Source organism: Bergeyella anatis (assembly GCF_036016955.1).
Taxonomy (GTDB): Bacteria; Bacteroidota; Bacteroidia; order Flavobacteriales; family Weeksellaceae; genus JAYWXI01.
On record NZ_JAYWXI010000006.1, the window covers coordinates 24,419 to 43,189 of the forward strand.

The 18,771-nt window shown below is 45.7% G+C and carries 16 protein-coding genes and 3 tRNA genes; 7 read left to right on the top strand and 12 right to left on the bottom strand.

Going from position 1 to position 18,771, the window contains the following annotated elements; all coding sequences use genetic code 11:
• Positions 1-28 precede the first annotated feature (28 nt).
• The 6 genes from VQ048_RS05710 to VQ048_RS05735 all read right to left on the bottom strand — a co-directional run bounded on the left by VQ048_RS05710 (position 29) and on the right by VQ048_RS05735 (position 7,845).
• Positions 29-1,966 carry a polysaccharide biosynthesis protein gene (locus VQ048_RS05710; RefSeq protein ID WP_327610730.1) on the bottom strand — a complete coding sequence of 646 codons (1,938 nt, stop codon included), beginning with the start codon at positions 1,964-1,966 and terminating at the stop codon, positions 29-31.
• A gap of 244 nt (positions 1,967-2,210) precedes the next feature.
• Entirely contained in the window at positions 2,211-2,693 is a 483-nt protein-coding gene (locus VQ048_RS05715) for a regulatory protein RecX (protein ID WP_327610731.1), read from the bottom strand.
• A gap of 52 nt (positions 2,694-2,745) precedes the next feature.
• Complete coding sequence (gene glyA / locus VQ048_RS05720; RefSeq protein ID WP_327610732.1) at positions 2,746-4,014, bottom strand: serine hydroxymethyltransferase; 1,269 nt, start codon at positions 4,012-4,014, stop codon at positions 2,746-2,748.
• A gap of 153 nt (positions 4,015-4,167) precedes the next feature.
• A complete protein-coding gene (locus VQ048_RS05725) occupies positions 4,168-5,055 on the bottom strand; it encodes a DUF72 domain-containing protein (protein ID WP_327610733.1) in 888 nt (295 codons plus the stop codon).
• Between the two features lie 94 nt (positions 5,056-5,149).
• The gene (locus tag VQ048_RS05730) at positions 5,150-6,808 is read right to left on the bottom strand and encodes a ribonucleoside-diphosphate reductase subunit alpha (protein WP_327610734.1); all 1,659 of its coding nucleotides are present in this window, start codon (positions 6,806-6,808) and stop codon (positions 5,150-5,152) included.
• 62 nt (positions 6,809-6,870) lie between these two features.
• Positions 6,871-7,845 carry a ribonucleotide-diphosphate reductase subunit beta gene (locus tag VQ048_RS05735; protein WP_327610735.1) on the bottom strand — a complete coding sequence of 325 codons (975 nt, stop codon included), beginning with the start codon at positions 7,843-7,845 and terminating at the stop codon, positions 6,871-6,873.
• A 420-nt stretch (positions 7,846-8,265) separates the two neighbouring features.
• Between VQ048_RS05735 and VQ048_RS05740 the strand changes: the two genes are divergently transcribed.
• The 4 genes from VQ048_RS05740 to VQ048_RS05755 are packed head-to-tail and all read left to right on the top strand — an operon-like array spanning position 8,266 to position 12,720.
• The gene (locus VQ048_RS05740) at positions 8,266-8,958 is read left to right on the top strand and encodes an ABC transporter ATP-binding protein (protein WP_327610736.1); all 693 of its coding nucleotides are present in this window, start codon (positions 8,266-8,268) and stop codon (positions 8,956-8,958) included.
• A 16-nt stretch (positions 8,959-8,974) separates the two neighbouring features.
• Positions 8,975-10,207 (top strand): ABC transporter permease, encoded by a 1,233-nt coding sequence (locus tag VQ048_RS05745; RefSeq protein ID WP_327610737.1) that lies wholly within the window; start codon positions 8,975-8,977, stop codon positions 10,205-10,207.
• Positions 10,208-10,224: 17 nt separating this feature from the next.
• Positions 10,225-11,493 carry an ABC transporter permease gene (locus tag VQ048_RS05750; RefSeq protein WP_327610738.1) on the top strand — a complete coding sequence of 423 codons (1,269 nt, stop codon included), beginning with the start codon at positions 10,225-10,227 and terminating at the stop codon, positions 11,491-11,493.
• Positions 11,494-11,523: 30 nt separating this feature from the next.
• Positions 11,524-12,720, top strand: coding sequence for an efflux RND transporter periplasmic adaptor subunit (locus VQ048_RS05755; protein ID WP_327610739.1), 1,197 nt, complete (start codon positions 11,524-11,526; stop codon positions 12,718-12,720).
• 163 nt (positions 12,721-12,883) lie between these two features.
• On the opposite strand, the gene VQ048_RS05760 is transcribed toward VQ048_RS05755, so the two are convergent.
• The 3 genes from VQ048_RS05760 to VQ048_RS05770 form a co-directional block, all read right to left on the bottom strand.
• Positions 12,884-12,956, bottom strand: a tRNA-Lys gene (locus tag VQ048_RS05760).
• 31 nt (positions 12,957-12,987) lie between these two features.
• Positions 12,988-13,071, bottom strand: a tRNA-Leu gene (locus VQ048_RS05765).
• A gap of 34 nt (positions 13,072-13,105) precedes the next feature.
• Positions 13,106-13,178 (bottom strand) — tRNA-Lys (locus VQ048_RS05770).
• Between the two features lie 102 nt (positions 13,179-13,280).
• On the opposite strand from VQ048_RS05770, the gene VQ048_RS05775 reads away from it, so the two are divergent.
• Positions 13,281-13,799, top strand: coding sequence for a shikimate kinase (locus VQ048_RS05775; protein ID WP_327610740.1), 519 nt, complete (start codon positions 13,281-13,283; stop codon positions 13,797-13,799).
• On the opposite strand, the gene VQ048_RS05780 is transcribed toward VQ048_RS05775, so the two are convergent.
• Positions 13,774-14,205 carry an RNA-binding S4 domain-containing protein gene (locus VQ048_RS05780; RefSeq protein WP_327610741.1) on the bottom strand — a complete coding sequence of 144 codons (432 nt, stop codon included), beginning with the start codon at positions 14,203-14,205 and terminating at the stop codon, positions 13,774-13,776. The genes VQ048_RS05775 and VQ048_RS05780 overlap by 26 nt on opposite strands.
• Before the next feature lie 40 nt (positions 14,206-14,245).
• On the opposite strand from VQ048_RS05780, the gene VQ048_RS05785 reads away from it, so the two are divergent.
• Positions 14,246-14,974: a hypothetical protein gene (locus VQ048_RS05785; protein WP_327610742.1), complete on the top strand. Its 729-nt coding sequence runs from the start codon at positions 14,246-14,248 to the stop codon at positions 14,972-14,974.
• 123 nt (positions 14,975-15,097) lie between these two features.
• Here VQ048_RS05785 and mtaB read toward each other — a convergent pair whose 3' ends face one another.
• On the bottom strand, positions 15,098-16,450 hold the full coding sequence (mtaB, locus tag VQ048_RS05790; protein WP_327610743.1) for a tRNA (N(6)-L-threonylcarbamoyladenosine(37)-C(2))-methylthiotransferase MtaB: 1,353 nt from the start codon (positions 16,448-16,450) through the stop codon (positions 15,098-15,100).
• Positions 16,451-16,587: 137 nt separating this feature from the next.
• Here mtaB and VQ048_RS05795 point away from each other — a divergent pair, with 137 nt between their 5' ends.
• A complete protein-coding gene (locus VQ048_RS05795) occupies positions 16,588-17,070 on the top strand; it encodes a SixA phosphatase family protein (protein WP_327610744.1) in 483 nt (160 codons plus the stop codon).
• 38 nt (positions 17,071-17,108) lie between these two features.
• Here VQ048_RS05795 and VQ048_RS05800 read toward each other — a convergent pair whose 3' ends face one another.
• Positions 17,109-18,653 (bottom strand): serine hydrolase, encoded by a 1,545-nt coding sequence (locus VQ048_RS05800; protein ID WP_327610745.1) that lies wholly within the window; start codon positions 18,651-18,653, stop codon positions 17,109-17,111.
• Between the last annotated feature and the right edge of the window lie 118 nt (positions 18,654-18,771).

Here is an 18,771-nt window from a genome sequence, read left to right on the forward strand (position 1 = left end):
TTTCCGTTTAGCTTATTTTTTATTTTTATTAATCCAAGGCTTCATAGACCGAATTATTGCTCTTAAACTCCGGCACAATGGTCTTTAACTTGCGCACCACTTCAATTTTCCCTTTATCCTGCCCTACGGCAATGAGTTCTTCCGTCAAACGATTGATTTGCTCGTAAGACATCGGCATATCCTTGGAAACCATAATTTTTTCGTGAGGCGTAGGAAGCGTTTTTGTGTTGTCGCTCAATAATTCTTCGTAGAGTTTTTCCCCAGGTCGAAGCCCCGTATAAACAATTTTAATATCCGTATCGGGGGTCAATCCCGAAAGTTTAATCATACGCCTAGCCAAATCCACAATTTTAACCGGCTGCCCCATGTCGAACACGTAAATCTCGCCACCTTTGCCCATCGTTCCGGCTTGCAACACTAACTCGCAGGCTTCGGGAATCGTCATAAAATACCTCACGATTTCCGGATGGGTGACCGTAACCGGCCCTCCACTTTCAATTTGTTTTTTAAAATGCGGAATTACCGACCCGTTGGAGCCCAAAACATTCCCAAATCGCGTCGTGATGAATTTGGTTGTATTCCCCTCCAAAGTTTGAAGAGATTGCACAAAAAGTTCCGCAGTCCGCTTGGTGGCTCCCATCACGTTGGTCGGATTCACCGCCTTGTCCGTCGATACCATCACAAAACGGTTGACCTTAAACCTACTGGAAAGCAATGCCACATTCTTACTTCCCAAAACATTAACGCAAACCCCTTCGTAAGGATTATCCTCCACCAAAGGCACATGCTTGTAAGCGGCCGCATGGTAAACCATGGAAAACCGGTATTTTTCAAATAAAACTTCCAAACGGTCGTAGTTGACCACATCCTGCATCACAAACTTAAATCCGACGTTCGGAAATTTTTCCCGAACCTCCAATTCCAATTCGTAAAGAGGCGTTTCCGCCTGATCCAAAACCACCACCAAAGAAGGCTCAAACTGAGCCACCTGACGCACGATTTCACTTCCGATCGAACCGGCTCCACCCGTTACCAAAACCGCCTTCCCTTCATGGCGTTTTCTCACTTCCTCATTCTCGATTTTGATTGGTTTACGATTCAGTAAATCCTCAATTTGTAAAGTTTTAATTGCAGAAGCCTCCAAATCCTTATCCCGAAGTTTCTGAACCGAAGGAGCTTTAAAAACCTGAAGCTCTTTTTCTAAAAAAAGCCCTACCCACTGATTCATCTCCTCTCTCGACAAAACCTCCTTAATCAGCAAAACCCCGTCAATCCCCAAGTCCTCTTTAGAAAATTTTTCAATCTTCTTTTTGGTAAACACCGACTTCCCCAAAATCCTCAGCCGCCCAGGGTCTGCACCGGAAGTCAAAAACCCCACCACCTGGTAAGGCAAATGCGGGTTATCCAAAATCGCCCGCCCCATCGCCACAGATTGCTCGCTAACCCCCATCACCAAAATCCGCTTTCTCAACGTACTTCTCCGAATCTCCCGAGCCATATGAAAAACCTCTTTCACCAAAAGACGAAAAAGGAACAAAAACATAAAAGACAACGCAAAATAGATGACCAAAACCGAATTGTGAAAAAGCATCCGCTCCCAAACTCTTTCGAATAAAAAATTGGTCATCACTAAGAGCATCACCGTACAAAAGCTGGCCAAAAGCAACTTAAACAAATCGATAAACGTCGAATGCCTTATAATCCCCGCATACGTCCGGAACAAAAACATAAACCCAACGTTAACCGTAACAATCAAAAGACTTTTCTGTAAAATCGGCAGACTGGTGGTTACATCCACCCCTAATTTCATTACCGTATAAAAAGCAATAAAAAGCGATACTCCCAACAGAAAAACATCCAAAAAAAGTATAACCCAGCGGGGAAGATACCTCACATCCGAGAGGTTAACCAAATTGTCTCCTCCGTAAATTTTCTGTCGCAGCTTTTCAAACGAAAATTTTGCCATTTTTTGGTAATTATATCCGAGAACTAAAGCACATCAAATGCCAATCTCTCATAAAATGCAAATTTACTAAAATCGGCGGGCATTACCATCTTGTTTCCGAAAATATTTCATGATAAATCCCTTTCCCCCGACGTTTATTGCTTATTTTTTAAAAATCCGCCGAACTTAAAATTTAAACCTTAAAATCCTATCCATTTCTCTTCTTCCACCAAACCTGCCTTCCCAGAAATACGCCAATCCATGCTTAATCCTCACTGCTCGCAATCGTTTCCAATGCCTCAAGCACGCCTTCGTATTCAAAGCCCCGACCTAGCATATACCGAATGGTTTTTTGCTTCTTAAGAAAGTCTTTCCCACCGCCCTGCTGGCCATAATGCCGCCGAGCCAAATCTTGCATTGCGATTCTATAATCCTCCTCCTCAATCTCTTCAAACGATTTAAGAATAAGCTTGTCGTTTATTCCTTTTTGTTTGAGATGTTGGCGGATTTTAACTCTCCCCCAACGCTTAACATAAAATTTACCCCGGGCATAGCTTCGGGCAAATCGCTCTTCGTTAAGGTAGTTTTCCCTCAAAAGAAACAACAAAATCTCCTCTTTCGCCTCAGGAATCAACAAATACGCCTTCATCTTGGCTTCCACCTCCTGATGACAGCGGTCCTGGTAAACGCAATAAGCCACCAGCTTCTGTTTGATTTCTTCAAAAGTATACGATTTCTTTCCTTCCATAATGCAAAGCACGCCTTAAGGCGTGCCTTCCCGTTTTTATTTACCGAACAACTTAAAATGAAAATAAAGGCAGTCCGTCCATCATGGCATTCACCTTCCGACGAACATCCGCAATCACCTGATCGTCCGAAATCGAATGAACCACCGTCGAAATAAGCTCCGCCACGGTTTCCATATCGTTTTCTTTCAGCCCCCTGGTGGTCACCGCCGCCGTTCCCAAGCGAATCCCCGAGGTCGTAAACGCCGACTTGTCATCAAAAGGCACCATGTTCTTGTTGCAAGTGATATCGGCCTTCACCAAAGCCTTTTCGGTTTCTTTCCCGTTGACTTTTTTGTTGCGTAAATCCACAAGCATCAAATGATTATCCGTCCCACCGCTCACAATTTCAAAACCGCGATCCATCATGGCCTTAGCCAACGCCCTGGCATTGGAAACCACTTGTTTGGCATAAACCTCAAACTTCGGATCCAAAGCCTCACCAAACGCCACCGCTTTTGCCGCTATCACATGCTCCAAAGGCCCTCCCTGAATCCCGGGAAATACACATCCGTCAAGAACCTGACTCATCATTTTCAATTCGCCTTTAGGCGTTTTGTGCCCATACGGATTCTCGTAATCTTTCCCCATCATGATAAGCCCTCCTCTCGGCCCGCGAAGCGTCTTGTGCGTAGTAGTGGTAACCACATGACAATGCTCAAAAGGGGAAGAAAGCAATCCCTTAGCAATAAGCCCCGCAGGATGAGCAATATCCGCCCATAACGTCGCCCCCACTTCATCGGCAATCGCACGGAATTTTGCAAAATCCAAATCCCTGGAATAAGCCGAATACCCCGCAATAATCATCTTGGGTTTTACTTCCAAAGCCTTTTGACGAACATTCTCGTAATCAATCCTTCCGGTCTCCTTCTCCACGCCGTAAAAGTGCGCATTGTACTGTATCCCCGAAAAATTAACAAATGAACCATGCGTGAGATGCCCACCCATCGACAAATCCAATCCCAAAATGGAATCTCCCGGCTTCAAAACCGCAAGATAAACCGCCGCATTAGCCTGAGACCCCGAATGCGGCTGCACATTGGCATACTCCACCCCGAAAAGCGCCTTAGCCCTTTCAATGGCAAGCGTTTCGATTTCGTCAACCACCTCGCAGCCTCCATAGTACCTGCGACCAGGATAACCTTCCGCATATTTATTGGTCAAGACACTGCCCATGGCCCGCATCACTTCCTCCGAAACAAAATTTTCCGAAGCAATGAGTTCGATGCCGTGCGTCTGTCTCTGTCTTTCTTTTTCAATAAGGTCAAAAATAATATTGCTCATGTTTTAGATAATAATAAAGCTTAGATTCTTTCTTTTTTAACGTCTTCAAATTTAGCATTTTGTTTGAGAATCTCCGAAAAAATCCAACCTAAAAGCAAAAACATTGATTATCAGAAATTTAAACACCTTCCGTCCTAATCCCCGCAAAAATCATCAAAACAAAACAGGTTGTTCCACAGCCATAACCGGCACTTTCAAATCCGTTTTCCAACGCTCGTTCATCATCTTGATAAGATGCGCCGAAAGCAACGGAGAAGCCTGCTCCACATTTTGATGCACAAAAAAGTAAAGTCCCTTCAATCCTTTATCTTTCCAAGAGGACAAACGCTCCATCCAATCCTCCAAACGAGCATAGTCGCTAGCCGCATTAGCCCCAACATAGCGAATAAATGCATACGGCGTCGTTAAACGCATATGAAGCATATCGCGCCTTCCCGCCGTATCCACAATCATATTGGTAACCCCGCATCGCTCGAAAAGAGCGCAAACTTTATCGAAAACAACCGAATCATCAAACCACTCCCGATTACGCAATTCCACCGCCAAAGGCAATTCCCGAGGCCATTCTTCAACAAATTTTTCCAAGCGATCGTAATCCTTCGGTTTGAAATTATCATGCAACTGAAGAAAAACCATCCCCAACTTCTCCCCAAAATGCATCACCGCCATCGCATACTGCGTAACGGCATCCGCCACGTTAATCAAACGACGGTAATGGGACACCGTATTGGTAATCTTAGGAAAAAATAAAAACCCCTCCGGCGTCTTGTTTTTCCAAGTGGTCACCTGCTTGGCACTAGGCATCCCATAAAACGTAGCATTAAGCTCGATCGAATTAAACTGCGTCGCATAATAGGACAACTCGTCTTTCGTCCCCCTAGGGTAAAACCCCTTTAGGTCGTTCCGATTCCATTTCGCACATCCTACCGCTATAGACTGAAGCGCTCCGCCTTGTTTCTCCAAAACCAACGAAGTCCCGCCATGATCCGAAGGTAAGGTAAAATCCACCAAACTAGGATCCTCCACTTTTCCAAATTTCATAAAGACACAATCAAATTTAAACCGCTGCAATAATAGCACAATCCCACAAAAAAACCACAGAGAATTCTGTGGTTTTTTCATTTATCCAATAACCCTAGGCCTCGCAAGAGGAACACGTCACAAAATTGACCATCAACTCCTTCGATACCGACGAACTCCTCTGATAATAAAGGGTCTTAACGCCTTTTTTCCATGCTTCGATCATCAGATAATTCACATCTTTCACCGGCATGGTCGAAGGAATCTGAAGGTTGAGCGATTGCGCCTGATCAATATACTGCTGACGCTGCGCCGCCTGAGAAATAATCTCCATAGGCGAAATTTCTTTAAACGTCTTAAACACCGCTTTCTCTTCCTCCGTCAAAGCTTCCAAATGCTGAACCGAACCATGGTTCAGCATAATACTACGCCAAGTATCCTCGTTGTCCAAATCTTTCTCCTGAAGAACCTGAGCCAAATACTTATTCTTACGCATAAAGTTACCCTTCGCCAAGCCTGCCTTATAATAGTTGGAAGCAAAAGGTTCGATTCCGGGGGACGTCTGCCCCAAAATAGCCGAACTGGACGTGGTAGGTGCTACCGCCATCAATGTCGTATTACGCATACCGTACCCCTTCAAAAGCTCCGGCTCGCCGTAAATATTCGCCAATTCGCGGGACGCCGCCTCCGCCTGCTCCTTAATGTGACGGAAAGCCCGGGCATTAAACTGGGTGGCCTCAAAACTCTCAAAAGGAATCCTGTTTTTCTGAAGGTAAGAATGATACCCCAAAACCCCCAAGCCAAGCGCACGGTGACGCATCGCAAAATTACGCGCTCCGCTGAGATAATAATTCCCCTCGGTTTTTTCGATAAATTCCGAAAGCACCGCATCCAAAAAATAGATCGCCAACTTCACCGCATTAGTGTCCTTCCACTCGTCAAAAAGCTCCAAATTCATGGAAGAAAGACAGCAAATGAAAGACTCCTGCTCCGAAGAAGGCAGCATAATCTCCGAGCAAAGGTTACTCGCATTAATCGAAAGCCCCAAATCCTTATAAACCTGAGGTTTATTACGATTCACGTTATCCGTAAACAAAATATATGGCAGCCCTTTCTGCTGACGACTCTCCAAAATACGCGCCCATATCTTGCGCTTCTCCATATCGCCGTCAATCATGTCCTGCATCCAATAATCCGGAACACAAACCCCCATAAAGAGATTCTGAATCGGACTTCCAATATCTTTGATGGACAAAAACTCCTCAATATCGCCATGGTCAATATCCAAATACGCCGCAAACGCCCCCCGGCGCACCCCGCCTTGGGAAACCACATCCATCGCCGTATCAAAAAGCTTCATAAAAGAAACCGCTCCAGAAGACTTTCCGTTATCGGTGACCGCCGTCCCTCTATGGCGAAGCTCGCCAAAATATCCCGACGTCCCGCCACCAATCTTAGTCTGCATAATCACCTCTCCCAATTTATGCGTAATCCCTTCGATATTGTCCGGAACATGCACATTAAAACAAGAAATCGGAAGCCCCCGCTGGGTCCCCATATTCGCCCAAACCGGTGAAGAAAAACTGATCCATCCCTTCACGATCATTTCCTTGAATGCCGGCTGCAATTCGGGCTTATACAGACGCTTTGCCGCCGCCGTGGTGATCCGATCTATCGCACCCTCCACCGTCTCTCCCTTCAACAAATACCCCCGATTGAGCATCTGCTCACTTTCTTCATTCAACCACCAGATGTCCAGTTTATTTTCTTCCATAATTTTTTCTTATCCTTTGTATTTTATAACGCTTATCTCTCTGTTCTCTGCTTTTCGTTTTCCTAAAACAAATCGTTTTCGGTAATAGACTTGTCATGCTTGGTATAATCCACAGGACGCTTTGCAAAAAAGTCATCCAGCGAGTTGGCAAAAACCTCCTCCTCAAACCAAACCATCGGACGATACTGCTCCGCCGAAACATTGTAACGCGGTTTCATGCCTATCTTTTTCAAAGAATCGTCCACACGGTATTTCATAAAATTAAGCAAATCTTCCTTGGTAAAGCTGTCAATCTCGCCCAACTCAAAAATCCAGTCCAAAATCTCCTCCTCCACACGGATGGAATAATCCACCAATTCATAAATGGCTTCAAGATCGCTTTCGGTAAGAAGTTCCGGCTGCTCCTCCCGGATTTTATTGATAAGATAAATCCCTGCATTGGCATGGATTTGCTCGTCCACCGAAGTCCAAGCAATAATGTTGCTAACATTCTTCATATACCCCTTAAAGCGGGTGAACGAAAGAATAATAGCAAATTGGGAAAACAAAGAAACATTCTCAATCAGAATACTGAACAAAAGCAAGGACGACACATACTCCTTAGGCGTAGTGGAATTCGCATGCCGCAAAGCCTCCGTAAGGAAATCAATACGTTTCTTAATGGCCGGAATCTCCACCACGTGCAAAAACTCTTCATTATACCCCAACACCTCCAAAAGACGGGAATACGCCTCCGAATGACGAAACTCGCATTCCGCAAAAGTCGCCCCCAAACCATTAAGCTCGGGCTTAGGAAGATGCTGGTAAAGATTCCCCCAAAACGTCTTCACCGCCACTTCTATCTGAGCAATCGCCAACAGCGCATGCTTTACCGCGTTTTTTTCGTGCGGCTCCAACTGAGAGTGAAAATCCTGAACGTCGGCAGTAAAATCCACCTCGGAATGAACCCAAAAGGCTTTATTGATCGCCTCCGTAAATTGCAAAACCTCCGGATACTCAAACGGCTTGTAGCTAACTCTCTTGTCAAATATTCCCATGATCGTTCTTTATTGTGTTGGTACTAAAATCAAAAACAGCAACCTAAAAACCTCATAACCATCCGATTGAGCAAATAAAATCCCAATCAAAAAAAGTAAAAAAGCAATGATTTTCGGCTCGGTCAATCTGAAAACAAAAATAAAAAATAGCCCCATATATCAAAAGTCAGCTTCATTAAATCTCTGGTTTTAAGAAGCAAAAGTTTTCCACAAAAACACAGAACTCGCATTATCAGGCGGTTCAGTCTTACATTGGCCGTCAAAATCCCATTTAACCAAAACAAAAATCAAACAAAACAAAATAAAACATTGATTAACAAAAAATTAAAATCAAACACTCTTCAAAAAAATAAGTCCCCAAAACCACCGTGCCAATCTGTAACATTCTCCCCTCCCCGTCTACCTATTATAAAAAAAAACATGCTAATCCTACGCGACCTGCATAAATCCTACGACACAGGAAAGTCCCACCTGCACGTCCTTAAAGGCATCAACTTGGAAATTGCCAAAGGCGAATTCGTTTCCATCATGGGAAGTTCGGGTTCCGGAAAATCCACCCTGTTGAACATCATCGGCATTCTCGACGAAAAAGACAGCGGCGTCTACGAACTCGGAGGCCTACCCATCGAAGACCTTTCCGAAATCAAAGCCGCCGAGTACCGTTCCCGTTTCTTGGGATTCATCTTTCAGTCGTTCAATCTCATCGGTTACAAAACCGCTCTGGAAAACGTGGCCCTTCCCCTCTACTACCAAAACGTCCCCCGAAACGAGAGAAACCAAAAAGCCATGGCTTATCTGGAAAAAGTAGGTTTGGCTCCCTGGGCCAACCATCTCCCCAATGAGCTTTCGGGAGGGCAAAAACAAAGGGTAGCCATTGCCCGCGCCCTGATTACCGATCCCAAAATCGTCTTGGCCGATGAACCCACCGGCGCACTCGACTCCAAGACCACTCACGACATCATGAAACTCCTTCAACAAATCAACGAAGAAGGAAAAACCATCATTATCGTCACCCACGAACCCGATGTAGCAACCCAAACCAAACGCAACGTGGTATTGAAAGACGGACGCATCGAAAGCGATGAATTCATAACCCAAAAAGTACTTTACTGATTTAAAAATATTTTTTATGTTCGACGCAGACCGTTGGCGAGAAATCGGCTCCTCCCTTAAAAGCAATCTCCTTAGAACCATCCTCTCCGGATTTACCGTGGCGTTAGGACTCTACATCTTCATTGTGCTCTTCGGGATTGGCTCCGGCCTTCGCAACGCTTTCTCCGAAAACTTCACCAGAGATGCCCAAAACCTCATCACCATCTTTACCGGCAAAACCTCCATCGCCTACGGAGGCCTCCAGGCTTCTCGCGACATCGTCCTGAAAAACGAGGATTACGAACAAACCATCCTTTTAGCTCCCGAAAAAGTGGAGTACGCCACCCCCCGTTACCAAACGTCCATGCTCGTCAAATACGGCAAGGAAAGCGGCACTTATCAAATCTCCGGCGCCCAAACCGACGAACTGAAGGTGGAAAACCGAATCCTGACCGAAGGAAGATACCTAAATACAGGCGACCAAGAACAAAAAAGACCTGTAGCCGTTATCGGACGTATGGTTCAACGCGACCTGATTAAAGACGGAAATGCCATCGGAAAAGAACTGAACATCAACGGTACCTTGTTCAAAATCATCGGCGTTTTTTCCGATGAAGGCGGTGGCGATTGGGAAGAACGCGCCATTTCGATTCCCATCAGCACGCTGCAACAAATGAAAAAAAATTCCGATACCGTAAACAGCATCCAACTAACCTACAACCCCGAACTCTCCCCCGAGCAAGCCATTGCCTTTGGCGAACAAATCGGCGAAGCCCTAAAATCCAAACACCGCGTGTCTCCCGAGGACGAAAACGCCATCATTGTCCGAAACAATGCCGAAAACACCAAAGATTCGGTTCAGTTTCTGTTCATCCTAACCCTCATCGTAGGCTTCATCGGACTAGGCACCTTGCTAGCGGGCATCATCGGTATCAGCAACATCATGGTCTACATCGTGAAAGAACGCACCAAAGAAATCGGCGTAAGAAAAGCCATCGGTGCAAAACCTTCCAGCATCGTAGCCTTAATACTACAGGAAAGCATCGTTATCACCGTAGCTTCGGGACTTACAGGCGTAGCCTTCGGCGCACTGACCTTAAAACTCATCGGAAACCGCCTTGCCTCCTATTTTATTTTGGATCCCGGCGTTGGCTGGGGCACCGTATTTGCCGCTTTTTGCTGTCTGATTCTTTCGGGGCTCATTGCAGGGTTCATCCCCGCCTACCGAGCCAGTAGAATAAAACCCATCGAGGCTTTACGAGCCGAATAACCTCAAAAAAAATTCTCATGATGATGATTTTCAAAAGAGATACTTGGCAGGAAATTTACCATTCCTTGAAAAACAACAAGCTAAGAACCTTTCTCACCATGATTGGCGTCGCTTGGGGAATGTTCCTGTACGTTTCCCTCCTCGGTGCGGCAAAAGGCATGGAAAACGGCTTCGACAAACTCTTCTCCGGCTTTGCCACCAATTCGATTTTCATGTGGGCGCAAAGCACCAGCATCCCTTACGACGGTTTCCCGAAAGGAAGAATAATGCAACTTAACCTAAGCGACATCGAACGGCTAAAAAAACGAATCCCCGAAATCGACTACATCTCCCCCCAAAGCTCCCGAGGCGGTTTCGGTACTTCAGGAGAACAAATGGCACGGGGAGGAAAAACCGAAAAATACACTCTTAACGGCGACCTCCCCGTCGGCAACAAAATTTCAGAAAAAAAACTCGTTTTCGGGCGCTACCTCAACGATGCCGACGTCAGCGGAAACAAGAACGTCATTGTCATCGGAGAAGACCTTTACAAACATTTTTTCGACCATAAAAACAACGAAAACCCCATCGGGCAAACCCTTACCGTGAAAGGTCTATTTTTTCGCGTCATCGGAGTTTTCACCGTCAAAAGAGGCAGCCCCATGGAAAGCAACAGCGCCGCTTTCATCCCGCTTTCCACCTACATGAAACTCTACAACGAGGGCGAGAAAGTGGATGTTTTTTCCATCGTCAGCAAACCCGATGCCGACCTGAGTATCGTGGAAGAAAAGGTAAAAACCGATATGAAACTCCACTACAATGTATCCCCCGAAGACACCAATGCCTTTGGCAGTTTCAACCTTGGAAAAGAATTTGCCAAACTAACGGGATTCCTCAACGGCATGCAATTGCTCACCATCATCGTGGGCTCCCTAACCATCCTTGCCGGCGTCATTGCCATCTCCAACATCCTTCTCATCACCGTAAAAGAAAGAACCAAGGAAATCGGCATCCGACGAGCCCTGGGAGCCAAACCCAGCGACGTACGCAACCAAATCTTACTCGAAAGCGTGGTTATCACCCTGACGTCCGGTCTATTGGGCTTCATGGCCGGCATCCTTCTACTCATGCTGTTAGGAGCCATAACCCAAAACCAAGAAGAATTCCCTTTTTACAATCCCACGGTCAACTACACCAACGTCTTCAGCGCCATGGCCATCATGGTGGTTTTAGGCCTTCTCATCGGAATGATTCCCGCACAGCGAGCCGTCCGGATAAAACCCATCGAAGCCCTGCGCAGCGAATAAATCAACTCTAATAAAAAATCTTAAATGATCATGAATAAAAAACCTTTTTGGAAAAAAGCTCTCTATTTGTTTTTAGGACTAGTCGCCTTAGCCATTTTGGCGTCTGTCATCAGCTATCTCGTTCGGTCCAACGCCTCAGAAAGCGAGGAATTTCTCACTCGAAAACCCTCCATTCAAAACATGGAAGACAAAGTCATGGCAACCGGAAAAATCGTCCCTCGAGAAGAAATCGAAATCAAACCCAATATGCCGGGCATCATCGAAAAAATCCTAGTCAAGGAAGGCGATAAAGTAACCGTAGGCCAACTCATCGCCACCCTGCGCATCGTCCCAAGCGTGCAAAGCGTAAATAATGCCCAGCAGGAAGTTAACAACGCAAGCCTGCAAATCAGCAACGCCAAACTCAATCTAAACAACCAGCAGCAGCAATTTGCTATGCAGCAACAGCTCTACACCCAAGGCGTCATCTCCAAACAGGAATTCCTAACCGCCCAGCAACAATTGCAGTCTGCCCAAATCCAACTCAGAAACGCCAACCTGCAACTTCAAACAGCACAAAAGAACCTTCAAATCGCCAAAACCGGAGCCACCCCCGAACTTCAAAACCTGGCCACCACCCAAATCCGATCCAAAGCCAATGGTACCGTTTTGGAAGTCCCCGTAAAAGAAGGCAGCCAAGTGATTGAGGCCAACTCGTTCAACGCAGGAACCACCATTGCCTCCGTAGCCAACCTCAATGCTTTGATTTTTGAAGGTAAAATTGACGAAGCCCAAGCCGGAAGACTAAAAGAAGGCATGCCCATGAACATCATTATCGGCGCCCTCCAAAACAAGAATTTCGAAGGAAAACTCACCATGATTGCCCCCAAAGGCAAAGACGAAAGCGGAACCATCAAATTCCCCGTGGAAGGCGATGTCTACAACCCTTCCGGAGAGTACATTCGTGCCGGTTTTTCCGCCAACGGAGAAATTGTGCTCAGCTCACAAAAAAATGCCCTTCTACTGGACGAATCCCTTATTCAATACGAAAAAATTAACGGAAAAGACCAACCCTATGTCGAAGTAAAGCAACCGGATGGAAAATTTAAAAAAGTGAAAGTAAAACTGGGCGCAAGCAACGGCATTAATGTTCAAATCCTTTCAGGCCTTCACAAAGACGCCGAAGTCAAAGTATGGAACCCCAGCAACAAAGACAAAGAAGAACTGAAAGCCAAATCGAAATCCTGAAACCACAAAAACAAAAAACCGCTTCCCTATTGAAGCGGTTTTTTATTAACTTTTTCTTCATTGCTCCATCCAAAACATCAAAAGCCTCTCGTAAAACGAGAGGCTTTTGAACACCAAATCACAAAATATTAATATGAAAAAAATTTACTTTTCAGCAAATTTGTGACTTGGCTGGGATTCGAACCCAGGACCCATACATTAAAAGTGTATTGCTCTACCAGCTGAGCTACCAAGTCATAGGATTAAAAAAATCCTTTTGTTTTTCTGTGCCTGCGACTGGACTCGAACCAGCACATCCGTAAGGATACCACCCCCTCAAGATGGCGTGTCTACCAATTTCACCACACAGGCTAAAAGCGGCATTTATACAGCCTTTTTAGTCTTGTGACCTGGCTGGGATTCGAACCCAGGACCCATACATTAAAAGTGTATTGCTCTACCAGCTGAGCTACCAGGTCGGCCACTTTCCCACGGCGGTTAACCGTTTCAAAAGTGGTGCAAAGATAAGGCTTTTTTTATAATCTCAAAATTTTTTTGGAAATTTGTCTAAAATATTCGTCATGATCCTTTCTCTTCTCGGCTACATGGGATGCGGCAAATCCCACATAGCCAAAATATTAAGCCAAAAAACCAACCTCAAATGCGTTGACTTGGACAAAGAAATTATTTTTCAGCAAAACCGTCCGATCAGCGAAATTTTCGCCCAAAAAGGAGAACTCTACTTCAGAAAAATCGAAAGAAAAACCTTAGAAAACCTCCTAAACCAAGAAGAAAATTTCATCCTAAGCCTCGGAGGCGGAACCCCCGCATACTACGACAACATGGCACTAATCACAAGGCATTCGGTTTCCGTCTACCTTCAGGCCTCCGTGCCCACGTTAGTCTCAAGACTGGAAAAACAAAAAGCCAAACGCCCGCTCATCGCCCAAATCCCTACCGAAGACCTGCCCGAATTCATCGCCAAACACCTCTTCGAAAGAGCCCCCTACTACAATCAAGCCCTCTATAAAATCGCAACAGACGGAAAAACACCCGAAACCGTTGCCGAAGAAATTATTCGTCTTCTCCCCCCCCATTAAAAAAAGCATCCCAATCCTCTTCTTCCCAATCGGAATCCTGCTCCAACGCCACATACCCGTCGATCTCCCGACGGTCTTTCTTCGTGGGACGCCCTTCCCCTTTTGCCCGATAGTAATCCTGCTGCATTCGCCGCATTTTCAAAAGTTCGTACTGCTCCTTATCCGTCATATCCAGTACATAATCTGCCACCAATTTCGCCCCCACTCTACTTTTGGGAATCCCCAAAACCTTCAGCTTATAATCGATTTGATTTTTCCTGATTTTCAACACGTCGCCCTCCTTAACTTCCTTGGAGGATTTAACCGCTTGAGCCCCCACAAAAACCCGGTTTTTCTTAATCTCTTCCGCCGCAATGCTCCGGGTCTTATAAAGCCGGACACTCCACAAAAATTTATCTATTCTCATTATATTTTTATACTTTTGCGTATCAAAAATAATGAAATAAATGAAAAAAGCACTGTTTTGTGCCGCTTTAGCCCTAATAAGCCTTTCGGCCTGTAGAAACGACACCACATCTGCCACCACCATTCAGGAGGTTGGGGATTTGGCCACCCAAAACACAAACGATGATCTCGCCATTAAAAAATACATGGACGAACATTATTTGGACAGCCAAGGCAACATCCGTGCTTTCAGCAGTACCAGCACCGAAGACGACCAGTACGCTAAACTTTCCGACCTGAACCCGCAAACCCTCCCCTCAGGAGTAGTGGTCATCGTAAGGGAAGGCGCCCAGCCCAATCCCGGAAAGGAAATCGGAAGCACCGACGTCCTCAGGCTGATGCATTACACCAACACCTTCCTTAGCCAAAACGACAGCGACGGCGTAAAATACACCTCCGAATTTACTTTCGCCAATACCATGACCTCTACCGGTTCCCCCGTCGTAGACCCTGCCTTCTATTACGTAAAAAACACCGTGATGGCCACCAGCGGTTATGGCAGAAGCTACTACGAAATCGAAGGTTTTCAGGAAGGTCTAAAGTATTTTAAAAGCTTTGAACAAGACGACCAAACCAATTACAACCTCCAAGGCGTCATCATTGTTCCTTCAAGAGCGGCCTTCGCAAGAGATTCCCACTACCTCTACGCCGGCTACAGCTGGAGAAACCGAACCTTCGTCTTCAACTTCCAAGTGTACAAATCCACCACGAGAAGTGCTGAAGAACAATAAAAACGAAAAAAGCGGCTCGATATCGAGCCGCTTTTTTATCTATTTTTAGTTTATTCCATTTGAAGATCGAGATTCCCCCATCAAGACTTCAATAATCCGTCAGACGTGGGAGACCGAAAAAAATCAAACCCTCGAAAGAAAATCCTCAAATAAAAGACTCACCGACACCGTTCCATCCGGCTCAATCCTTTCCAACCTTACCTCTTCAACCGCATTAACCGAACCCGCCTCAAAAGGCTTCTGAACCCGAACGTAATTCGCCGTAAAACCATACATCATCCCGTTCTTGTTCTCATGCTCCCAAAGCACAGGCAACACTTTGCCCAACTGCGACCGATAAAACTCCATCTTCTTCTTTTCGGAAAGAATCCGAAGCATTTTATTGCGTTTTTTACGCTCCGAAACCTCTACCACTCCCTCCATCGACACCGCCTCGGTATTTTCCCTCTCGGAATACGTAAAGACATGAAGATAAGACACCGGAAGCTCGCTGAGATAACGGTACGTCTCCATAAACCGCTCCTGCGTTTCCCCCGGAAAACCCACAATCACATCCACCCCAATCGCCGAATCGGGCATTACCTCTCGAATCTTAGCAATCCTATCGCTGTACAGCCCCGTTAAATAACGACGTTTCATCTTCTTCAACAAATCGTCGCTACCACTCTGCAACGGAATATGAAAATGAGGAACAAAACGCTTGGAGCCGGAAACCAATTCAATACTCTCATCTTTCAGCAAATTGGGCTCTATGGAAGAAATCCGAATCCGCTCGATCCCTTCCACCTGATCCAAAGCCGAAATAAGATCAAGAAACGTATGCTCGTGCTTCTTATTGCCAAATTCCCCTTTACCGTAATCCCCAATATTCACCCCCGTCAAAACAATCTCCTTAATCCCCTTGGCCGAAATTGCACGGGCGTTTTCTAAAATATTTTCAATCGTATCAGAACGAGAAATCCCACGAGCCAAAGGAATCGTACAATACGTACACTTATAGTCGCAACCGTCCTGAACTTTCAAAAAAGCCCTCGTCCGATCCCCAATGGAATAACTGCCTATGAAAAAATCCGCCTCCCCAATCTCGCAAGAATGAACCTGCCCGCTACTCTGAGCCTTCTTAAGGTCGTCGATATAACTAAGAATATTGAATTTCTCTTTCGCTCCCAAAACCAAATCCACTCCCTCGATTTGGGAAATCTCTTCGGGTTTGAGTTGGGCGTAACACCCTACCACAACCACCAATCCTTCCGGATTAGCCTTCATCGCCCGCTTGACATGAAGTTTGCACTCCCTATCCGCATTTTCGGTTACGGAACAAGTATTAATGACATAGACATCCGCCGCCTCATCAAACCCCACTTTACCATACCCCGCTTCCGTAAGCTGACGGGCAATCGTAGAGGTTTCCGCAAAATTCAATTTGCAACCAAGTGTATGATAAGCAGCGGTTTTAGTATAGTTTTTCTGTTCCATAATCAAAGGCGCGAAGTTACGACTTTTTCCATACAAGAAAAATCCTTTTCCCTTTTCCCCCTCGATAGTCCCACCTTCAACACTCCAAAAAAAATTAATACCTTAGCCGCCACGCTCCAAAAAAGAAAAAAAAACACTTGAAAACACTTTATTTAACACGCCACGCCGAAAGCCTCCCGATTATTAAAACAACGGACTTTGACCGTCCGCTAAGCGAAAAAGGACATCAAGAAGCCCGAGCCATGGCCAAATACCTTCTAGACCAAAAAGCCGCCATTGAGCAATTCATTACCAGCCCCGCCAAAAGGGCACTAACCACCTGCCGCTATTTCGCCGAAACCTATAACCATTCCGAAATACAAAAAAAGGAAAACCTCTACGAACCTCTTACGGAAGACTTTGACCGCCTCATTCTACGGTTGGACGACCAATGGCGTTCCGTGGCTTTATTTTCCCACAACCCAAGCCTTTCAGACTACGCCTCCCTTCTCATTGGAAGCCCCTTACATCTGCCCCCCTGCGGCATAGCCATCATCGAAATAGATACCGAAGAATGGTCCCTACTGCACGCCGCCCCAAAAAGATTAAAACAATTCTTAACCCCAGAAAATTTCCAATAAAAAATACCCCTTAGCAGGGGCATTAAAAAAAAGTACAATCAATCCTTTCGCCTCAAGTCTAAATCTTCAAAATCAAAGCTGAAATCGGTAATATCCGAAATCGGTTTCATCTTAGCGGAAACCGCCTTGCCATTCTCGTCAAAAGCAAACACCATGAACGCATCGGCATCGTAACTTCTATCCTCCCACTTCGCAATAAACGTATTGGAAGAATACGGCACCAGCACCCCTTTCAGCCGAGGTGAAGTCTTACAGAAAATCGTGTACTGTTTCCCATCATAAGCCACTTCCACCTCACCGAACCAAGCATCACTATAAGTCCCAACCACCTCCGAAGCCTTAGGGTGAAGCATTTTGTTTTTCGCAAACGCAGCCGCCTTAGCATAAACCGCCGCTTTCTCCTTTTCCTTCTCCGAAAAATATTTCTTCATACGCTCGCCATAGGTTTTCAGCCACTGTCGGTCTTCAAGACCCAGATAAGCATCCTTCACCGTGTTGGTAATCGTATTAAACGCCGCCCCACTCTGCTGGTTGGTCAGCACCACAATACCCAATTTAAGATCAGGAATCAAGGTAAACTGCGTTACCGTACCTATCAACCCACCCGTATGCTGCACTTGTTTATACCCCTTCACATCACTGATAAACCATCCCAAACCATATCCGTAATTCTGCGTGTCATAAGGATTTTTAAGCGCCACCGTAGAGGGCATCTGTATTTGCCACAACTGCTGTATCTGCTTGTCCGAAACCAGCTTTTTCCCGTCTTTGGTGGTAAAGCCATTCAAAAGACAGTCCGCCCAAACCAACATATCGTCAATGGTACTCATAATGCCTCCTGCCGCATTTGCCGTTTCATTCCAATCGTGAGGAACCGGTACCGCTTTGCCGTTAACCGGAGCATGAGCGTCGATTTTATTCGCCACGTGTTTGGCGCGGTTATAACTGCCGAAACTATGCGACATCCCTACCGGTTTCATGATTTTCGACTCCACAAATTCCGCCCAACTCATTCCCGAAACTCTGGAAATCACCTCCCCAGCTACAATATACATAATGTTATTATAGTCCATCTTGTTTCGGAAAGAATGATGAGGCTTCAAAAAACGCACATTATAAACAATATCCTTAATGCTTTGCGTCCCACCCTCCGGAAAAAACATCAAATCGCCCTGACCAAGCCCCAATCCTGCACGATGGGTAATCAGGTCCTTTATGGTCAATTCTTGGGTAACGTAAGGATCGTACATCCTAAACTCCGGAAGATACTTGGTCACCTTATCGTCCCAATCCAACTTCCCCTCATCTGCCAATAAAGCCAGCGCAACCGCCGTAAATCCTTTGGAATTGGAGGCAATCCCCACCAACGTCTCGGGAGTCATCGCCCGCCCCGTGGTTAACGACGCCACGCCATGCCCCTTAGCATAAACCACCTTTCCGTCCTTCACAATCCCTACGGACATCCCCGGAACATCAAAGGTCGTCAGCGTTTCTCCAATCAGTTGATCCAACTTTTTTTCGTCCACTTGGGCTTTCAAAACAAAGGCAGCCACCAAAAGCCCTAAAGATACTATACGTTTCATCCGAAATTTTAGATTTTTCCAAAGATAACTAATTTCTTCCACGAAAAACAACCGTTCAGAACCAAGTTCTTTTTTACCAACCGTTTAAAAGCCTAAAAAACACCCGCCTCCAACCGTG